Consider the following 16664-nt stretch of genomic DNA (forward strand, 5'->3'; position numbering starts at 1 on the left):
AATATCCCCATACAAATCCCTACTTGACGCTATCTCATCCGCTCAGGACAATCCAGCCGAAGATGACTCAGAGGACGCTTATGGAAGCCTGGCTGGAACACCTGATTACCCAATCGCTTGAATGGGCGCTATTTGCCGTAGCACTGGTAACGTTTCTGGAATCGCTGGCGCTGGTTGGCCTGCTGCTGCCTGGCACGGTCATGATGGCTAGCCTGGGCGCGTTAGTGGGCAGCGGCCAGTTGGGGCTTTATCCCGCCTGGGCAGCAGGGCTGGTGGGCTGCCTGCTGGCTGACTGGATCTCCTATGGTATTGGCTGGAAATTTCAGGGGCCACTGCATCGCTGGAGCTATCTGAAAAAGCACCAGAAAATGCTGGACAGAACCGAGCATGCGCTGCATCAGCACAGCATGTTTACCATTCTGGTAGGGCGCTTTGTTGGGCCAACGCGACCGCTTATTCCGATGGCTGCAGGGATGCTGGAGTTGCCGGCGCGTAAGTTTCTGCTGCCGAGCATCATTGGCAGTATCTTATGGCCGCCGCTTTATCTGTTGCCGGGCATCCTTGCCGGGGTAGCGATCGATGTGCCGAAGGATTCGCAGAGCGGCGGTTTTATCTGGCTGCTGCTGGCGGTGGCACTGCTGCTTTGGCTGGGGGCATGGCTATGCTGGCGCTGGTGGCGCGCCGACAAACAGCGTGACTGGGCGACGCGCTGGCTGCCTGTGGAGCGGCTGCGCTGGCTAGCGCCGCTGGGCTTTATACTTGGCGTGGGCAGCCTGACGGCAATCCAGTTCCACCCAATGATGCCGATTTTCCGCCAGCTACTATGGAAAGTGTTCGTAGGATAAGAATTACTTACCTCATCCACAACACATGACGAAGCGGGCATGATAACCCGCTTCGTCTGCTGCTTCACACAGAAAGCGGTAGTGCTTATCTACTCTTTACGCGGGTAGTGAATGCCCAGCACTTCCGCCGCCTCAGTTTCTCCGCGCAGCAGGGAATGGGTTGCGCCATCCCAGTAAATCCGCCCGTCAACCACCAGTACGCTGCGTGCGGCAATCTGTGCGGCATCTTCCAGGCTGTGTGACACCATCAGCAGCGTAAGTTTGCGTTCGCGGCATACTTCATCCACCAGCGCCAGCATCTCCTTACGCAGCGCGGGATCGAGCGCGGAAAATGGCTCATCCAGCAGCAGCAGCGGTTTTTCCCGCACCAGACAGCGCGCCAGTGCGGCCCGCTGGCGCTGCCCGCCGGAAAGCGCGCCTGGCAGACGATCCAGACAGGCTTCCAGCCCTACCCGCCGTGCGATGTTCTCTATTTGCTGGTGCTGCGCCGCATTCAGTTTTAATCCCGGATGCAGCCCAAGCCCAATATTCTGCGCCACGGTCAGATGCGCGAATAAGTTGTTGTCCTGAAACAGCATCGATACGGGGCGCTGGGCAGGAGCGCTATGCGTATGATCCGCGCCGTTGAGTACAATAGTGCCACTGTGCGGCGACAGAAATCCGGCTACCAGACTGAGCAGGGTGCTTTTACCGGCGCCGCTGGGGCCCAGCACCGCGACGCGTTCGCCCGGCTGCAGCGACAGCGTAAAACGCATCGGCAAATGGTGATACATCCAGGTGAGATTAGTCAGCGTTAGCATGGCGTCCCGGTAGCTTTTCAATAAGAGTGAACAGAATAAAGCAGAGCAGCAGCAGCAGCAGCGCCGTTACCGCGCCATCGGCACTGCGATAGGCGCCAATCTGCTGATAAAGATAGAAGGGCAACGTACGGAAATCGGCATTGCCAAACAGCGCCACAACGCCAAAATCGCCAATGGAAAGCACGCAGGCAAAGGCCAGCGCCTGAGTCAGCGGCCGCTTCAGCGCCTTCAGCTCAATCATCCGCACCCGTTGCCAGCCCCGAATACCCAGGGACAAACAGAGACGCTGATAGCGTTCGGTAATGTCATACATGGGATTTTCCAGCACTTTCATCGCATAAGGGATCGCCATCAGCGCATTGGTAAAGATCACGATGCCGTCTGCCTGCTGCGGCAGCCCGACGCTGTTGTTAAGCAGCAAGAAAAAGCCGGTCGCCAGTACAATGCCCGGCATCGCGAGGATCAACATGCCGCTCATCTCCAGTGCCTGCCCGGCCAGCAGACGCTGACGCTGACGCAGCTCGCGGCTGCTCCACAGCAGCAGCATGGTTAACAGCACGGCAATCAGACCGGCGGCCAGTGCAATACGCAGCGAAGTCCAGGTTGCCTGCCAGAGAGCCGGCTGGTGCAGCAAACTGCTAAAGCCCTGACGCGCGCCGTCAACAATCACCGCCAGCAGCGGCGGCAGCAGTAACAGTAGCGCCAGCGTAATGCACAGCGTATCCCGCAGCCGCGAGCCCAGGCTGCGATGGGCCGCGCGCCAGCCGTTCAGAGAAACATCGCCGCCAGGCAGTGCCTTACTCAGGCGCTGGCTTAGCATCACCAACCCCAGACAGCAAACCATCTGCAACAGAGAGAGCAAGGCTGCCCGCGCAGGATCGTAGTCATAACTGAGCGCCTGAAAGATCGCCAGTTCGATGGTGGTCGCCTGCGGTCCGCCGCCCAGCGACAGCACGGTAGCGAAGCTGGCGAAACAGAGCATAAAAATCAGCGCCGCCGCCGGTAAAATCTGGCGGCGTAGCCAGGGCCACTCTACCAGGCGGAAGAAATTAAAGCCTTCGATCCCTAACTGAGCCGCCAGCTGACGCTGTTCGCCGGGAATATTTTCCAGCGCCTGCAACAGCAGACGCGTCGCCAGTGGCAGATTAAAGAACACATGCGCCAGCAAAATGCCCTGTAACCCATAGAGGGAGAAATCATACCTGACGCCGAACAGTGCACAGAGTTGCGCCAGCCAGCCTTCGCGTCCGTAAACGCTCAACAAACCGAACACTGCCACCAGGACCGGCAGCACCAGCGTCATCGCACATAGCCGCAGCAGCAGCTGGCGACCAGGGAAACGCCGCCGCCAGAGCGCCCGTGCCAGCGGAATCGCCGGAACCACTGACAAAAGTGCAGAAAGCAGCGCCTGCCAGAATGAAAACGCAACCACATGCCGCAGATAGCTATCCTGCAGCAGGCTGCGCCAGTCGCTCTCCGGCGCGTTAAACCACAGCGCGCCAAAAGCCAGCAGCGCCACGGTAACCAGCAGCGTGGCGGTTAGCAGGCCAGGCCAGAGCCAGCCGGGGATCAGCGGCTGACGGCGCGTTGCCATGCAGTAATCCATTCAGCGCGCTGCTGCGCAACCTGTTGAGGCGTAAACTCCAGCGCCGTTTTCGGCACCGTCAGCGTATTGAAACCGTCGGGCAGGGCGGTTTTGGTGACCGGATACATCCAGTTGCCGGTGGGGATCGCCTGCTGGAACGGTTCACTGATCATAAATTGCATGAACTGCTGCGCCAGTTGCGGATGGCTGCTGTTTTTCAGCTGCGCCGCAACTTCAACCTGCAGGTAATGCCCTTCAGCAAAATTCGCCGCCGCATAGTGATCCTTTTTCTCGGCGATCAGGTGATAAGCCGGAGAGGTGGTGTAGCTCAGCACCAGGTCGCCTTCGCCTTTCAAAAACAGACCGTAGGCTTCGCTCCAGCCTTTGGTGACGGTAACGGTTTTCTTCGCCAGCTTCTGCCACGCCTGCGGGGCATCGTCGCCGTACACTTTTTGCATCCACAGCAGCAGGCCGAGGCCCGGCGTGCTGGTACGCGGATCTTCATAGATCACCCGCCACGGTTGATCGCTCTCAACCAGCTCTTTCAGGCTTTGCGGCGGATTTTTCAGCTTGTTTTTATCGTATACAAAGGCGAAATAGCCGTAGTCATAGGGAATAAAGGTGCGGTTACGCCAGCCGTCCGGCAGCGTCAGGCTGGCGGTATTGACGTTGCTGGGCGTAAACAGGCCGGTCTGTTCCGCCGCCTGAATCAGGTTGTTATCCAGCCCAAGCACCACATCAGCCTTGCTGTTTTTACCTTCCATGCGCAGACGATTCAGCAGCGACACGCCATCTTCCAGTGCGACAAACTTCAGTTCGCAGCCGCATTGCGCTTCAAATGCTTTCTTCACCGCCGGACCAGGGCCCCATTCAGCAGCGAAAGAGTCATAGGTATAAACGGTTAACGTGGGGCTGGCAGCAAAAACTGGGGCAGACAGCAACAGCAGAACGGGCAAAAATTTTTTCAACACGTTGCGCTCCTTGAGGAGGAAAAATAACAGGGCGCATGATCTGAGGGGATACCGCATCTCAAATCCCTACGCCGGTATTAACCGGATCAGGTTCGACGGGTTTCTCTCAGTGGAAAGTTTGTTGTTTTCCACACCCCGTTGAGAACGGCTGTTAGTGTAGTGTTTTCGGTGGGTTAACGAAAGCATCAGGTTTCCGGCGGTGCAAACCATGCAGACTTAAAATCAAACCATCCCAGCGTATTCATCCGCACGCCGCGCATACTGCGTTCTCCTTCCAGCAGCAGCCAGTGATGAAACAACGGATGCAGGTGATGGTTATTCACCAGCGCCTGACACCATTCCGCCAGCGATAGTTCCTGCCGACGCCAGCGTCCGGCATCAGCCTGCCAGTCAATATCGATGCAGTGATGTAACAGCGGCAGCTCATACAGCAGAGCAAAAACAGAAAACTTCAGCGGCAGGGTAAAGTTAACGCTGCCCAGCCAGAGATCGCTTTTCGCCGTGCCGTGATACCAGCTGGCGTAATCGATCTCCTGCGTAATCAGGCGGACTCCCTGCGCCGCCAGCAATGGCTCCAGCAGCCTGGCAATGCCCTGATGTTCAATATGATCGCTATACCAGGTCAGCGTCAGTTCAGTCAGCCCTTCCGGTTTGGCGAGGGTATGCTGTGGCGGGCGATGATGCCAGCGCGGCAGCAATCCCCAGGCGGGAAACCAGTAGCGCTGATAGCCGGCGCTTGCGTTGTTCAGCAGCGTTATGGTGTTTAGCAGGGTGCTGACCCAACGGCGTATCTGTGGATCGCGTCCTTTTTCCGAACGCTGATCGAACAGTAAAAAGTAGCAGCCTTCTTCAAGCCGGCTCTCTTCCGATTTCTCATCCTTTCCGCCGCCCTGCAGTTTAACGCCTGCGTAAACCAGCTCTTCACTGATTTCAGGCAGTACCCAGATGTTGACCTCATCAATCAGGGCGCGATAGCCGAAATAGTCATCAAACGCCTGTATTTTAAGCTGCGACTGCTGATTCTGAACCACCGAATAGGGACCGGTGCCGATAGGCTGGCGGCTGTAGCTGGGCAGCTCTGGCCACTCTTTGGGCAGAATCATCGCGCTGGCGCTGCCTAACAGCCACGGCAGCCAGCGATCGGGCTGGCTAAGGTGAATATCCAGCGTCCAGGCCGTAGGCGATTCAATCGCGCTCAAGTGGGAGAAAAGCGGCTGCGACGTCAGACGCTGCAGGCTAAGGATCACATCCGTCATATCCAGCTCGCGGCCATGGTGAAACTGAATAGCGGGACGCAAATAAAAACGCCAGTGCTGTGGTGACAGGCACTGCCAGTGGTGGGCAATATCCGGTTCCAGTTCCCCGTTTTCCTCATTTATACGCAGCAGACTGCTGAAAATCTGCCGTGCCAGATGGGTTTCCGAACGACGCAGCGGCGAGCCGGGCAGCAGGTTAAGCAGCGGACGATAATAGGGAATGCGCAGAATATGTTTGCCCTGACGAAAGCTGCGTCCCAGGCGCGAAGTGATCATTTGTCGCGCCTGGTTTTTATCGCCAACCAATTGCACCAACTGTTCAATGCGATCCTGCTCCAGCAGTGCTTCGGCGCGTTGCTGCCGAAGCGCCAGCCCGGTGGCGTAAAAATGCAGCTGTGAACGTTTGCCGCGTCCCGCTTCTGGCTCCCAGCGCAGCCAGCCTTCAGCCTGCATCGCATTTAACAGGTTACGCATATGGCGACGCGAGCAGTGCATCTGTTGCGCCAGCATTTGCAGCGTGGTTTCCTGCGTCTGGCCGTTACAGCTCTGCCACAGACGAATAAAATGATGTTGCAGGCGTGATGAAGGCATAAAAGGGGAACTCTGTTAAAAGATTGGGTAGTTTTTCCATTTCCTTATTATGGCGATAATAACGGCAGATAAAAGTGCGGGAGGCGGCCTTATTGGCTGGCGTACTTTTATCCTGGCGGGGCCTGTTCGATATTGTGGAACTCTCGCCCCGCTATAACATCTGAGTAGAGTGCAATTACACCGCCAGCAGGCATTGACGCTGCTGGCTTTTTTCGTTTTCCTGTGCTTTCTTCTACAACGATAACCGTAGCCATGCAGCTTGTGTGTCTGCCTGCGGCGTCTGTTTTGCGGGTGCTTACCATTCTTTTTTTCCAGGTACAGGAAACGTTATGAAATTTCTGCTGACGCGCCGCCGCCGTCTGAATCCGGTTTATCTCGCTTTTATGGCCGTCTCTTTTATGGTGGGTATCGCTGGCGCTCTGCAGGCGCCAACGCTGAGCCTGTTCCTGTCGCATGAAGTCGGCGTGCGGCCTTTTTGGGTAGGCCTGTTTTATACCGTTAACGCGGTAGCCGGGATTGTAGTCAGTTTACTGCTGGCGAAGCGCTCGGATAATCGGGGCGATCGCCGTAAGCTGATCCTGTTCTGTTGCTCGATGGCATTGGTGAATGCCCTGCTGTTTGCCTTTAACCGTCATTACCTGACGCTGATTACTCTTGGCGTGCTGCTCTCTTCGCTGGCCAGCGTTTCCATGCCGCAAATCTTTGCGCTGGCACGGGAATATGCCGACCGTTCGGCGCGTGAAGTGGTGATGTTTAGTTCGGTCATGCGCGCCCAGCTTTCGCTGGCATGGGTGATTGGGCCGCCGCTCTCTTTTGCGCTGGCGCTGAATTACGGCTTTACCACGATGTTTGTGGTGGCAGCGATCCTGTTTCTGATTTGTCTGGCGCTGGTTGGTTTTGCGCTGCCGTCGGTGCCGCGCGTAGAGCAGTCCCCGGAGGTGCTGCTGACGCAGATCAGCGCCTGGCGCAATAAAGATGTGCGGCTGCTGTTTGTGGCATCCATGATGATGTGGACCTGCAACACCATGTATATCATTGATATGCCACTCTATATTAGTACGGTGCTGGGGCTTCCCGAGCGGCTGGCTGGGCTGCTGATGGGCACCGCCGCCGGGCTGGAGATCCCGATTATGCTGTTAGCCGGACATTACGTAAAACGCACCGGCAAGCGGCGTATTATGTTGATCGCCATCGCTTCCGGCGTGCTGTTTTATCTGGGGCTGGTGCTGTTTCAGTCGCGCACTGCGCTGATGTTTTTGCAGGTTTTTAACGCGCTGTTTATCGGCATTATCGCCGGAATCGGAATGTTGTGGTTTCAGGATTTAATGCCAGGGCGACCAGGCGCAGCAACCACCTTATTCACTAACAGTATCTCAACCGGCACCATTCTCGCCGGTCTCTTACAGGGAACGCTGGCGGAGTCGTTTGGACACTATACGGTTTACTGGCTGGCACTGGGGCTGGCGCTAGGGTCTTTTGCGCTGGCGACGCGGGTACGCAACGCATAGGGCTGGATAGAAAAGCAGGCCTTCCGACGCCAACCGCCGGAAGGCCTGTTACTGATTAACGCAGAAAAGCGGGCTGTTTCTGTTCGTAATCGGCGATAGCCGCATCATGCTGCAGCGTCAGGCCAATACTGTCGAGACCGTTAATCATGCAGTGGCGACGAAAACTGTCGATTTCAAAAGCGTAAGTTTTATCGCCGGCATTAACCGTCTGGCTGGTTAAATCCACCGTAAACTCAATGCCTGGCTGGGCCGCGACCAAACGGAACAGCTCATCCACTTCTTCTTCACTTAACCGTACCGGCAGCAGCTGATTATTAAAGCTGTTGCCATAAAAAATATCGGCGAAGCTGGGCGCGATCACCACCTGAAAACCAAAATCAGTTAATGCCCAGGGCGCATGTTCGCGCGATGAGCCACAGCCAAAGTTTTCCCGTGCCAGTAAGATGCTGGCACCGTGAAACTGCGGCTTATTCAGCACGAAGCTGGGGTTCGGCTGCGTACCCGCATCATCTTCAAAACGCCAGTCGTGAAACAGGTGCTGACCAAAGCCGGTACGGGTCACCTTTTGCAAAAACTGTTTGGGAATAATCGCATCGGTATCAACGTTAGCCGCGTCCAGCGGGGCGACAATACCGGTATGTTGAGTAAATTTTTTCGCCACGATCGATTCCTCAGTTCAGTTCACGAATATCAGCAAAACGGCCAGCGATGGCGGCAGCGGCAGCCATTGCCGGGCTAACCAGATGCGTGCGTCCACCACGGCCCTGACGGCCTTCAAAGTTACGGTTGCTGGTGGAGGCGCAGCGCTCGCCGGGATTCAGGCGATCGTTGTTCATCGCCAGGCACATAGAGCACCCGGGCAGACGCCATTCAAAACCCGCCTCAAGAAAGATTTTATCCAGTCCTTCTGCTTCCGCCTGCGCTTTTACCGGGCCTGAGCCTGGCACCACCATAGCAACCACGCCCGGTGCAACTTTACGCCCCCTGGCAATCTCTGCGGCGGCGCGTAAATCTTCAATGCGTGAATTGGTGCAGGAGCCAATAAAGACTTTATCGATATTCACGTCGGTCAGCTTTATGCCAGGCTGCAGGTTCATATAGGCCAGCGCTTTTTCCGCCGCAGCGCGCTCTACCGGATCGGTGAAAGAAGCGGGGTCAGGGATCTGCTGATTAACCGCGATCACCTGACCGGGGTTGGTGCCCCAGGTAACCTGCGGCGCTATTTCAGCGGCGTCCAGCGTCACCACGGCATCGAAATGCGCGTCGCTGTCTGATTTCAGGGTACGCCAGTAATTAACGGCCTGCTCCCACTGTTCGCCCTGCGGTGCGAACTGACGGCCTTTCAGATAGTTAAACGTGGTGTCATCGGGCGCAACCAGGCCCGCTTTCGCGCCCATCTCAATCGCCATATTGCATAAGGTCATGCGGCCTTCCATGCTCAGCGCTTCGATCGCCGGACCGCAAAACTCCACAACGTGACCGGTACCGCCCGCGCTGCCGGTTTTGCCGATAATCGCCAGCACAATATCTTTCGCCGTGATGCCTGGCGCGGCCTGGCCGGTGACTTCAATTTTCATGGTTTTGGCACGGCCCTGCTTCAGTGTCTGTGTCGCCAGCACATGCTCTACTTCTGAAGTGCCGATGCCAAAGGCCAGCGAGCCGAAAGCGCCGTGCGTCGCCGTATGGGAATCGCCGCAGACGATGGTCATGCCCGGCAGCGTCATCCCCTGTTCCGGGCCGATAACATGCACAATGCCCTGATAAGGATGGTTCAGGTCATACAGCTGCACGCCGAACTCAGCGCAGTTTTTCATCAGCTCCTGCATCTGAATACGCGCCATCTCGCCGGAGGCGTTGATGTCTTTGGTTTGCGTCGAGACGTTATGATCCATGGTCGCAAAGGTTTTTGACGGCTGGCGGACTTTGCGGCCATGAGCGCGCAGCCCGTCGAAGGCCTGCGGTGAGGTTACCTCATGCACCAGGTGACGATCGATATACAGCAGCGGCGTCTCGTTGGGCGCTTCATGCACGACATGGGCATCAAACAGCTTCTGGTATAATGTTTTGCTCATTTTTATACTTCCTCGGCGATAAAGCGGGCAATCATCGAGCCCATTTCGTCGGTGCTTACAGAGGGACCGTTACCGGCCAAATCGCTGGTGCGATAACCTTCTTCCAGCGCGCGGTTAATGGCGCTTTCAATGGCGTTAGCTGCCTCATCCGCATCCAGGCTATAGCGCAGCAGCAGCGCCAGCGACAGGATTTGCGCAATTGGGTTAGCAATGTTTTTACCGGCGATATCCGGAGCGGAGCCACCAGCTGGTTCGTAGAGACCAAACCCCTGCTCGTTCAGACTGGCAGAGGGCAGCATACCCATCGAGCCGGTAATCATTGCGCACTCGTCAGACAAAATATCGCCAAACAGGTTAGAGCAGAGCAGCACATCAAACTGCGACGGATCTTTAATTAACTGCATGGTGGCGTTATCGATATACATATGGCTCAGCTGTACATCCGGGTAATCTTTCGCCACTTCGCTGACGATCTCACGCCACATAACCGAGGTTTGCAGTACGTTTGCTTTATCAATGGAGGTCACTTTGCTGCGGCGTTTGCGCGCCGACTCAAAGGCGATACGGGCGATGCGTTCGATTTCAAAGCGGTGATACACTTCAGTATCAAAGGCTTTCTCATGCATACCGCTGCCTTCACGGCCTTTTGGCTGACCGAAATAGATGCCGCCGGTCAGTTCACGAACGCAGAGAATATCGAAGCCACGCGCGGCTATATCGCTGCGCAACGGGCAGAAAGCTTCCAGACCTTTATATAAGCTGGCGGGACGCAAGTTGCTGAACAGCTTGAAATGTTTACGCAGGGGCAGCAGTGCGCCGCGCTCCGGCTGTTGGGCAGGCGGCAGATGCTCCCACTTTGGCCCGCCGACCGAACCAAACAGAATTGCGTCCGCCTGTTCACAACCGGTCACCGTGGCGGCAGGCAGCGGTTCACCGTGACGATCGATGGCAATGCCCCCTACGTCATATTCACTGGTGGTAATGCGCATGCCAAAACGCTGACGAATCGCCTCCAGTACTTTTATCGCCTGAGCCATGACTTCAGGACCAATACCGTCGCCCGGTAATACTGCGATATGATGAGTTTGCGTCATGGTTATACCGTTTCCTTCTGTTCTTTAATCGATTTACGCTGCAGTTCCTGCTCTACCTGTTTGGCGCGCCAGATAGTATTTAATGCGTTAACCATCGCTTTAACGGAGGATTCAACAATATCGGTCGCCAGGCCCACGCCGTGGAATTTCCGCCCGTTGTAGTCAACCACGATATCAACCTGGCCCAGCGCATTCTCGCCGTGGCCTTTTGCGGTGAGCTGATATTTCACCAGTTCAGTATCAAAGGTGGTGATACGGTTAATCGCCTGGTAAACGGCATCTACCGGGCCGTTGCCGGTGGCGGCCTCTGACTGAATCTCATCGCCGCAGATCATATGCACCGAGGCGGTGGCAGTGATGGAGGAGCCTGACTGGACGTTGAAATCCTTCAGCTGGAAATATTCCGGCTCTTCGTTTCGTTTGTTAATAAAGGCCAGCGCTTCCAGGTCATAGTCAAATACCTGACCTTTTTTATCCGCCAGTTTCAGGAAGGCGTCATACAGCGAATCGAGGTTATAATCGCTTTCCTGATAACCCATCTCTTCCATGCGGTGTTTTACCGCCGCGCGGCCGGAGCGTGATGTCAGGTTCAGCTGAACCTGATTCAGACCAATCGACTCCGGCGTCATGATTTCGTAGTTTTCACGATTTTTCAGCACGCCATCCTGATGGATACCAGAGGAGTGGGCGAAAGCATTGGAACCAATCACTGCTTTATTCGCCGGGATCGGCATATTACAGATCTGGCTAACGGTCTGGCTGGTGCGCCAGATTTCGTGGTGATGAATATTGGTGTGAACGTCCATCATGGCGGCGCGGGTCTTTATTGCCATAATCACTTCTTCCAGCGCGCAGTTACCGGCGCGTTCACCCAATCCATTCAGCGTCCCCTCAACCTGGCGCGCGCCAGCCATGACTGCCGCGATGGAGTTGCCAACCGCCATGCCTAAATCGTCATGGGTATGCACTGATAAAATCGCTTTATCGATGTTGGGCACCCGCTCACGCAGCGAAGCGATAATATGCGCGTATTCGTGCGGCAGGGTATAGCCAACGGTATCCGGGATATTGATGGTAGTGGCACCAGCATCAATTGCTGCTTCCACGACGCGACACAGATCATCAATCGGCGTACGACCGCCATCTTCACAGGAGAATTCAACGTCGCTGGTGTAGTTACGCGCACGCTTTACCATATAGACCGCACGCTCAATCACCTCTGGCAAGGTACTGCGTAACTTGGTGGCGATATGCATCGGCGAAGTGGCGATAAAGGTGTGAATACGGAAAGCCTCCGCCACGCGCAGCGCTTCATAAGCAGCATCGATATCTTTCTCCACGCAGCGTGCCAGCCCACAGACGCGGCTGTTTTTAATGGTGCGGGCGATGGTCTGCACGGACTCAAAGTCACCAGGAGAGGAAACCGGAAAGCCGACTTCCATGACGTCAACGCCCATACGCTCCAGCGCCAGTGCAATCTGCAGTTTTTCTTTAACACTCAGACTGGCCTGCAAAGCCTGCTCGCCGTCGCGCAGAGTGGTATCGAAAATAATGACTTGTTGGCTCATCGTATTTTTCCTTTCAGTTGGCTTTTACCGGTTCGCCTGTGTCACGAGCATAAAAAAACCCGCGCATTGGCGCGGGTTTTTTCGTTTTGTTAGCCTGAATCAGTGACTGATTCCGCCCACACGACTACCGCGCAAGTGATATGCGTTTAGTAGTAGTCCGAGTAGGCGGAATGAACGAATCATTGAATCAGGCTCCATTAATTTCTGTGCTGTTTTTATTGGTACTTGATCGCGTGAGTGATGTCAACCCTGAGGGGAGCCGTAAATTGCATAAAAAGGGTTGATGGAAAAGAGATAAATATCACAGCAGATGTTATCAACAGAATATATGATATTTGTTGATTTTTACTTTTACTTAACTCTTTTAAATCAAAAGGTTAAATATGTTGGGCATGTAAAGGGTATTGATTGATAAGGCGTTGTTAAGGCCAAGGCAGAATTTTTTATCCCGAAACGTCGGCACATTTGCCGGACAAAATAGCAAATCTATTGGGTATGGCAGAATATCTTACCAGCGATAATTTCCCGTTTTTTCTTTTACGGCTTCGGTTACGCTAAAAAAACTGATAATGATAAGTTTTTGCTATGAATAAACCGATACACAGCATAATGCGCTGATATTAAGCGGCAGCTTCAGCGTTTTTTCTGTCAATCGGTCTGGTTAACAGCGAAATTAAGAAAACCACTGCGAACCTGTCGACAAGTTTAGGGTTTACCCAACAAGATTTCTGCGGTTATGTTAATTGTCCAAAGCCAAGATAAAAATCTGCAAGGGCTTTATTCCCCCTGTACCTGCCCCTGAAAATGCATTTCAGGGTTTGAGCATTAACACACTGTTTAACTCTGCGTAGAGCCATCGCCAGGCGCTGGTGCATTGCGCGACGATGGTGGGTAACGGCCTGAGTAGAAAGCAAACTGAAAGCCGGGAGGCAAAAATGGAGATGTTATCAGGAGCTGAGATGGTGGTCCGATCGTTAATCGATCAGGGCGTAAAGCATGTTTTTGGTTACCCCGGCGGGGCAGTGCTGGATATTTATGACGCGCTACAAACCGTAGGCGGCATTGACCATGTACTGGTGCGTCATGAGCAGGGCGCAGTGCATATGGCCGACGGTTATGCGCGCGCAACGGGGGACGTCGGCGTGGTGCTGGTCACCTCAGGCCCCGGCGCAACCAACGCCATCACCGGCATCGCCACTGCCTATATGGATTCTATTCCAATGGTGGTGCTGTCCGGCCAGGTTCCTTCTTCGCTTATCGGCTACGATGCGTTTCAGGAGTGCGATATGGTGGGTATTTCACGCCCTATCGTAAAGCACAGCTTTCTGGTGAAACAGACCGAAGAGATCCCGACCATCATCAAAAAAGCGTTCTGGCTGGCGGCCAGCGGCCGTCCTGGCCCGGTGGTGATCGATCTGCCGAAAGATATTCTTAACCCTGCCAATAAGCTGCCGTATGTCTGGCCGGAAAGCGTCAGCATGCGTTCCTATAACCCGACCACTCAGGGGCACAAAGGGCAGATCAAACGCGCGGTTCAGGCATTGCTGGGGGCGAAAAGGCCGGTAATGTACGTGGGCGGCGGCGCCATTCTTTCCGGCTGTCATGAAGAGCTGCAAGCCCTGGGGGAAAAACTCAATCTGCCGGTTACGAATTCTTTAATGGGGCTGGGCGCATTTCCGGGCACGCATCGTCAAAATCTGGGAATGCTGGGAATGCACGGCACCTATGAAGCCAATATGACGATGCACAACGCCGACCTTATTTTTGCCGTTGGCGTACGTTTCGACGATCGCACCACCAATAATCTGGCGAAATATTGTCCGGACGCTACCGTGCTGCATATCGATGTCGATCCGACGACGATTTCAAAAACCGTTGCGGCGGATATTCCGGTGGTCGGCGATGCGCGGCAGGTGCTGCAACAGATGCTGGAGCTGCTGCCGGAAGGGGATACGCGTCAGGATTTCGATAGCCTGCGCGACTGGTGGCAGAGCATCGAAGGCTGGCGCGCGCGTAAATGTCTGGAGTTCGATCGCAACAGTGACAAGATCAAGCCGCAGGCGGCGATCGAGACACTGTGGCGTCTGACCAAAGGCGAGGCGTATGTCACCTCTGATGTTGGCCAGCATCAAATGTTCGCTGCGCTCTACTATCCTTTTGAGCGGCCGCGCCGCTGGATTAACTCTGGCGGCCTCGGCACCATGGGCTTCGGCCTGCCTGCGGCGATTGGGGTTAAGCTGGCGCTGCCGCAGGAAACGGTGGTTTGCGTTACCGGTGACGGCAGTATCCAGATGAATATTCAGGAGCTTTCCACTGCGCTGCAGTACAACCTGCCGGTTCTGGTGCTGAACCTGAACAACCGCTATCTGGGCATGGTTAAGCAGTGGCAGGATATGATCTACTCTGGTCGCCACTCCCATTCTTATATGGAATCGCTGCCGGATTTCGTGCGGCTGGCGGAAGCCTACGGTCATGTGGGTATCTCTATTTCTCATCCAGCTGAACTGGAAGAAAAACTGGCGCTGGCGCTGGAAACGGTCGCGCAGGGGCGTCTGGTATTCGTGGATGTTAACGTGGACGGCAGCGAGCATGTTTACCCAATGCAGATCCGCGGCGGCAGTATGGACGAAATGTGGTTAAGCAAAACGGAGAGGACTTAATTATGCGTCGTATTTTATCGGTTCTGCTGGAAAACGAATCTGGCGCATTGTCCCGCGTGGTCGGTCTGTTTTCACAGCGCGGCTACAATATTGAAAGTCTGACGGTCGCGCCGACTGACGATCCTACGTTGTCACGCATGACGATTCAGACCGTTGGCGATGAAAAGGCGCTGGAGCAGATTGAAAAGCAACTGCACAAGCTGGTGGACGTGCTGCGCGTTACCGAGCTGGGGCAGGGGGCGCATATTGAGCGGGAAATTATGCTGGTGAAAATTCAGGCCAGCGGCTATGGGCGTGAAGAGGTAAAGCGAAGCGCGGAGATCTTCCGTGGGCAGATCGTTGACGTGACGCCAACGCTTTACACGGTTCAGCTGGCCGGCACCAGCGATAAGCTGGATGCGTTTCTTAGTACGTTGCGGGACGTAGCGGAAATTGTCGAAGTTGCGCGCTCCGGCGTGGTAGGCGTTTCACGCGGCGATCGTATTATGCGTTAATCATCCTTGGTGATAATCCATTCTGTTGCTAACCCGGCGTTCTGCCGGGTTTTTTTATTTTCTGATATGCCTCATTTTTGCCATTAAAAGCGGTTGCCCGCTGGCGCTTTCTGCGGTTAGATGTAAAAAAAGCTTACCTTTAGCTATGCTGCGGCTATTGGCCTGCGCCATGGCATTACCGATGTGGAGTGATTGTGAAACTGGATGAAATAGCGCGTCTTGCCGGCGTGTCGCGTACTACCGCCAGCTATGTCATCAATGGCAAGGCCCGGCAGTATCGTGTCAGCGATAAAACCGTGGAGAAAGTGATGGCGGTCGTGCGCGAGCATAATTACCATCCAAACGCGGTAGCTGCCGGGCTGCGAGCGGGCAGAACGCGCTCAATCGGGCTGGTTATTCCCGATCTGGAGAATACCAGCTATACGCGCATTGCCAACTATCTGGAACGTCAGGCGCGTCAGCGCGGTTATCAGCTGCTTATCGCCTGTTCAGAAGACCAGCCGGATAACGAAATGCGCTGCATTGAACATCTGTTACAGCGTCAGGTCGACGCCATCATTGTTTCCACCTCTCTGCCACCGGAGCATCCTTTCTACCAGCGCTGGGCGAATAATTCGCTGCCGATTATTGCGCTGGACCGTGCGCTGGATCGTGAACACTTTACCAGCGTGGTTGGTGCCGATCAGGAAGATGCGCAGGCGCTGGCAGCTGAATTGCGTCAGCTGCCGGTAAAAAACGTGCTTTATCTTGGCGCGCTACCTGAACTTTCAGTGAGTTTCCTGCGTGAAATGGGGTTCCGCGAGGCCTGGCGTGATGATAAGCGTCCTATTGATTTCATCTATGCCAACAGTTTTGAGCGGGCAGCGGCTGCGACGCTGTTTGAAAATTATCTGGAAGATCATCCAATGCCTGAGGCGCTTTTTACCACCTCGTTTGGTCTGTTGCAGGGCGTAATGGATGTCACGCTGCAGCGAGAAGGGCGCCTGCCAACCGATCTGGCTATCGCCACCTTTGGCGATCATGAACTGCTCGATTTCCTTGAGTGCCCGGTATTAGCGGTGGCGCAGCGTCACCGCGATGTTGCGGAGCGGGTACTGGAATTAGTATTGGCAAGTCTGGATGAACCGCGCAGGCCAAAACCAGGTTTAACCCGGATTAGGCGCAATCTGGTTCGACGCGGAAAATTAAGCCGCGCGTAACATGAATAGTTAATTGTAAGG

At 55.1% G+C, this 16664-nt stretch carries 14 protein-coding genes and 1 riboswitch; of the genes, 5 read left to right on the forward strand and 9 right to left on the reverse strand.

Features of this window, described 5'->3' with window-relative positions:
- Positions 1-80: 80 nt before the first annotated feature.
- The gene (locus tag ACQE3Z_RS15305) at positions 81-845 is read left to right on the forward strand and encodes a DedA family protein (protein WP_426974451.1); all 765 of its coding nucleotides are present in this window, start codon (positions 81-83) and stop codon (positions 843-845) included.
- An 89-nt stretch (positions 846-934) separates the two neighbouring features.
- Here the strand turns inward: ACQE3Z_RS15305 and thiQ are convergent, their stop codons facing one another.
- The 4 genes from thiQ to sgrR form a co-directional block, all read right to left on the reverse strand.
- A complete protein-coding gene (gene thiQ / locus ACQE3Z_RS15310) occupies positions 935-1645 on the reverse strand; it encodes a thiamine ABC transporter ATP-binding protein ThiQ (protein ID WP_426974452.1) in 711 nt (236 codons plus the stop codon).
- Entirely contained in the window at positions 1629-3239 is a 1611-nt protein-coding gene (gene thiP / locus ACQE3Z_RS15315; RefSeq protein WP_426974453.1) for a thiamine/thiamine pyrophosphate ABC transporter permease ThiP, read from the reverse strand. Before thiP ends, thiQ begins: the two co-directional genes overlap by 17 nt.
- Positions 3215-4201 (reverse strand): thiamine ABC transporter substrate binding subunit, encoded by a 987-nt coding sequence (gene thiB / locus ACQE3Z_RS15320; protein WP_426974454.1) that lies wholly within the window; start codon positions 4199-4201, stop codon positions 3215-3217. Before thiB ends, thiP begins: the two co-directional genes overlap by 25 nt.
- 45 nt (positions 4202-4246) lie before the next feature.
- A riboswitch (TPP riboswitch) is annotated at positions 4247-4349 on the reverse strand.
- A gap of 37 nt (positions 4350-4386) precedes the next feature.
- On the reverse strand, positions 4387-6048 hold the full coding sequence (gene sgrR / locus ACQE3Z_RS15325) for an HTH-type transcriptional regulator SgrR (RefSeq protein WP_426974455.1): 1662 nt from the start codon (positions 6046-6048) through the stop codon (positions 4387-4389).
- Between the two features lie 329 nt (positions 6049-6377).
- Between sgrR and ACQE3Z_RS15330 the strand changes: the two genes are divergently transcribed.
- On the forward strand, positions 6378-7556 hold the full coding sequence (locus tag ACQE3Z_RS15330; RefSeq protein WP_250651814.1) for an MFS transporter: 1179 nt from the start codon (positions 6378-6380) through the stop codon (positions 7554-7556).
- Positions 7557-7611: 55 nt separating this feature from the next.
- Here the strand turns inward: ACQE3Z_RS15330 and leuD are convergent, their stop codons facing one another.
- The 5 genes from leuD to leuL all read right to left on the reverse strand — a co-directional run bounded on the left by leuD (position 7612) and on the right by leuL (position 12488).
- Positions 7612-8217 carry a 3-isopropylmalate dehydratase small subunit gene (gene leuD / locus ACQE3Z_RS15335; protein ID WP_426974456.1) on the reverse strand — a complete coding sequence of 202 codons (606 nt, stop codon included), beginning with the start codon at positions 8215-8217 and terminating at the stop codon, positions 7612-7614.
- A gap of 10 nt (positions 8218-8227) precedes the next feature.
- Positions 8228-9628 carry a 3-isopropylmalate dehydratase large subunit gene (gene leuC / locus ACQE3Z_RS15340; RefSeq protein WP_426974457.1) on the reverse strand — a complete coding sequence of 467 codons (1401 nt, stop codon included), beginning with the start codon at positions 9626-9628 and terminating at the stop codon, positions 8228-8230.
- A gap of 2 nt (positions 9629-9630) precedes the next feature.
- Positions 9631-10722: a 3-isopropylmalate dehydrogenase gene (leuB, locus tag ACQE3Z_RS15345; RefSeq protein ID WP_250651816.1), complete on the reverse strand. Its 1092-nt coding sequence runs from the start codon at positions 10720-10722 to the stop codon at positions 9631-9633.
- Between the two features lie 2 nt (positions 10723-10724).
- Positions 10725-12290 (reverse strand): 2-isopropylmalate synthase, encoded by a 1566-nt coding sequence (gene leuA, locus ACQE3Z_RS15350; RefSeq protein WP_426974458.1) that lies wholly within the window; start codon positions 12288-12290, stop codon positions 10725-10727.
- A gap of 99 nt (positions 12291-12389) precedes the next feature.
- A complete protein-coding gene (gene leuL / locus ACQE3Z_RS15355; protein ID WP_420851615.1) occupies positions 12390-12488 on the reverse strand; it encodes a leu operon leader peptide in 99 nt (32 codons plus the stop codon).
- Positions 12489-13225: 737 nt separating this feature from the next.
- Between leuL and ilvI the strand changes: the two genes are divergently transcribed.
- The 3 genes from ilvI (at position 13226) to cra (ending at position 16643) form a co-directional block, all read left to right on the forward strand.
- Entirely contained in the window at positions 13226-14950 is a 1725-nt protein-coding gene (gene ilvI, locus ACQE3Z_RS15360) for an acetolactate synthase 3 large subunit (protein ID WP_426974459.1), read from the forward strand.
- Between the two features lie 2 nt (positions 14951-14952).
- The gene (gene ilvN, locus ACQE3Z_RS15365) at positions 14953-15444 is read left to right on the forward strand and encodes an acetolactate synthase small subunit (RefSeq protein WP_085068015.1); all 492 of its coding nucleotides are present in this window, start codon (positions 14953-14955) and stop codon (positions 15442-15444) included.
- A gap of 194 nt (positions 15445-15638) precedes the next feature.
- Entirely contained in the window at positions 15639-16643 is a 1005-nt protein-coding gene (gene cra / locus ACQE3Z_RS15370; protein ID WP_426974460.1) for a catabolite repressor/activator, read from the forward strand.
- Positions 16644-16664: the final 21 nt, after the last annotated feature.

It is taken from the genome of Pantoea sp. FN0307 (assembly GCF_050113815.1).
GTDB classification, from domain to species: domain Bacteria; phylum Pseudomonadota; class Gammaproteobacteria; order Enterobacterales; family Enterobacteriaceae; genus Mixta; species Mixta alhagi.

Excerpts from the sequence above, each read along its gene's own strand:
- leuA (WP_426974458.1), bottom strand. The coding sequence starts at position 12,290 with ATGAGCCAACAAGTCATTATTTTCGATACCACTCTGCGCGACGGCGAG.
- leuL (WP_420851615.1), bottom strand. The coding sequence starts at position 12,488 with ATGGAGCCTGATTCAATGATTCGTTCATTCCGCCTACTCGGACTACTA.
- thiQ (WP_426974452.1), bottom strand. The coding sequence starts at position 1,645 with ATGCTAACGCTGACTAATCTCACCTGGATGTATCACCATTTGCCGATG.
- leuB (WP_250651816.1), bottom strand. The coding sequence starts at position 10,722 with ATGACGCAAACTCATCATATCGCAGTATTACCGGGCGACGGTATTGGT.
- thiP (WP_426974453.1), bottom strand. The coding sequence starts at position 3,239 with ATGGCAACGCGCCGTCAGCCGCTGATCCCCGGCTGGCTCTGGCCTGGC.
- ilvN (WP_085068015.1), top strand. The coding sequence starts at position 14,953 with ATGCGTCGTATTTTATCGGTTCTGCTGGAAAACGAATCTGGCGCATTG.
- leuC (WP_426974457.1), bottom strand. The coding sequence starts at position 9,628 with ATGAGCAAAACATTATACCAGAAGCTGTTTGATGCCCATGTCGTGCAT.
- ACQE3Z_RS15330 (WP_250651814.1), top strand. The coding sequence starts at position 6,378 with ATGAAATTTCTGCTGACGCGCCGCCGCCGTCTGAATCCGGTTTATCTC.
- ilvI (WP_426974459.1), top strand. The coding sequence starts at position 13,226 with ATGGAGATGTTATCAGGAGCTGAGATGGTGGTCCGATCGTTAATCGAT.
- sgrR (WP_426974455.1), bottom strand. The coding sequence starts at position 6,048 with ATGCCTTCATCACGCCTGCAACATCATTTTATTCGTCTGTGGCAGAGC.
- ACQE3Z_RS15305 (WP_426974451.1), top strand. The coding sequence starts at position 81 with ATGGAAGCCTGGCTGGAACACCTGATTACCCAATCGCTTGAATGGGCG.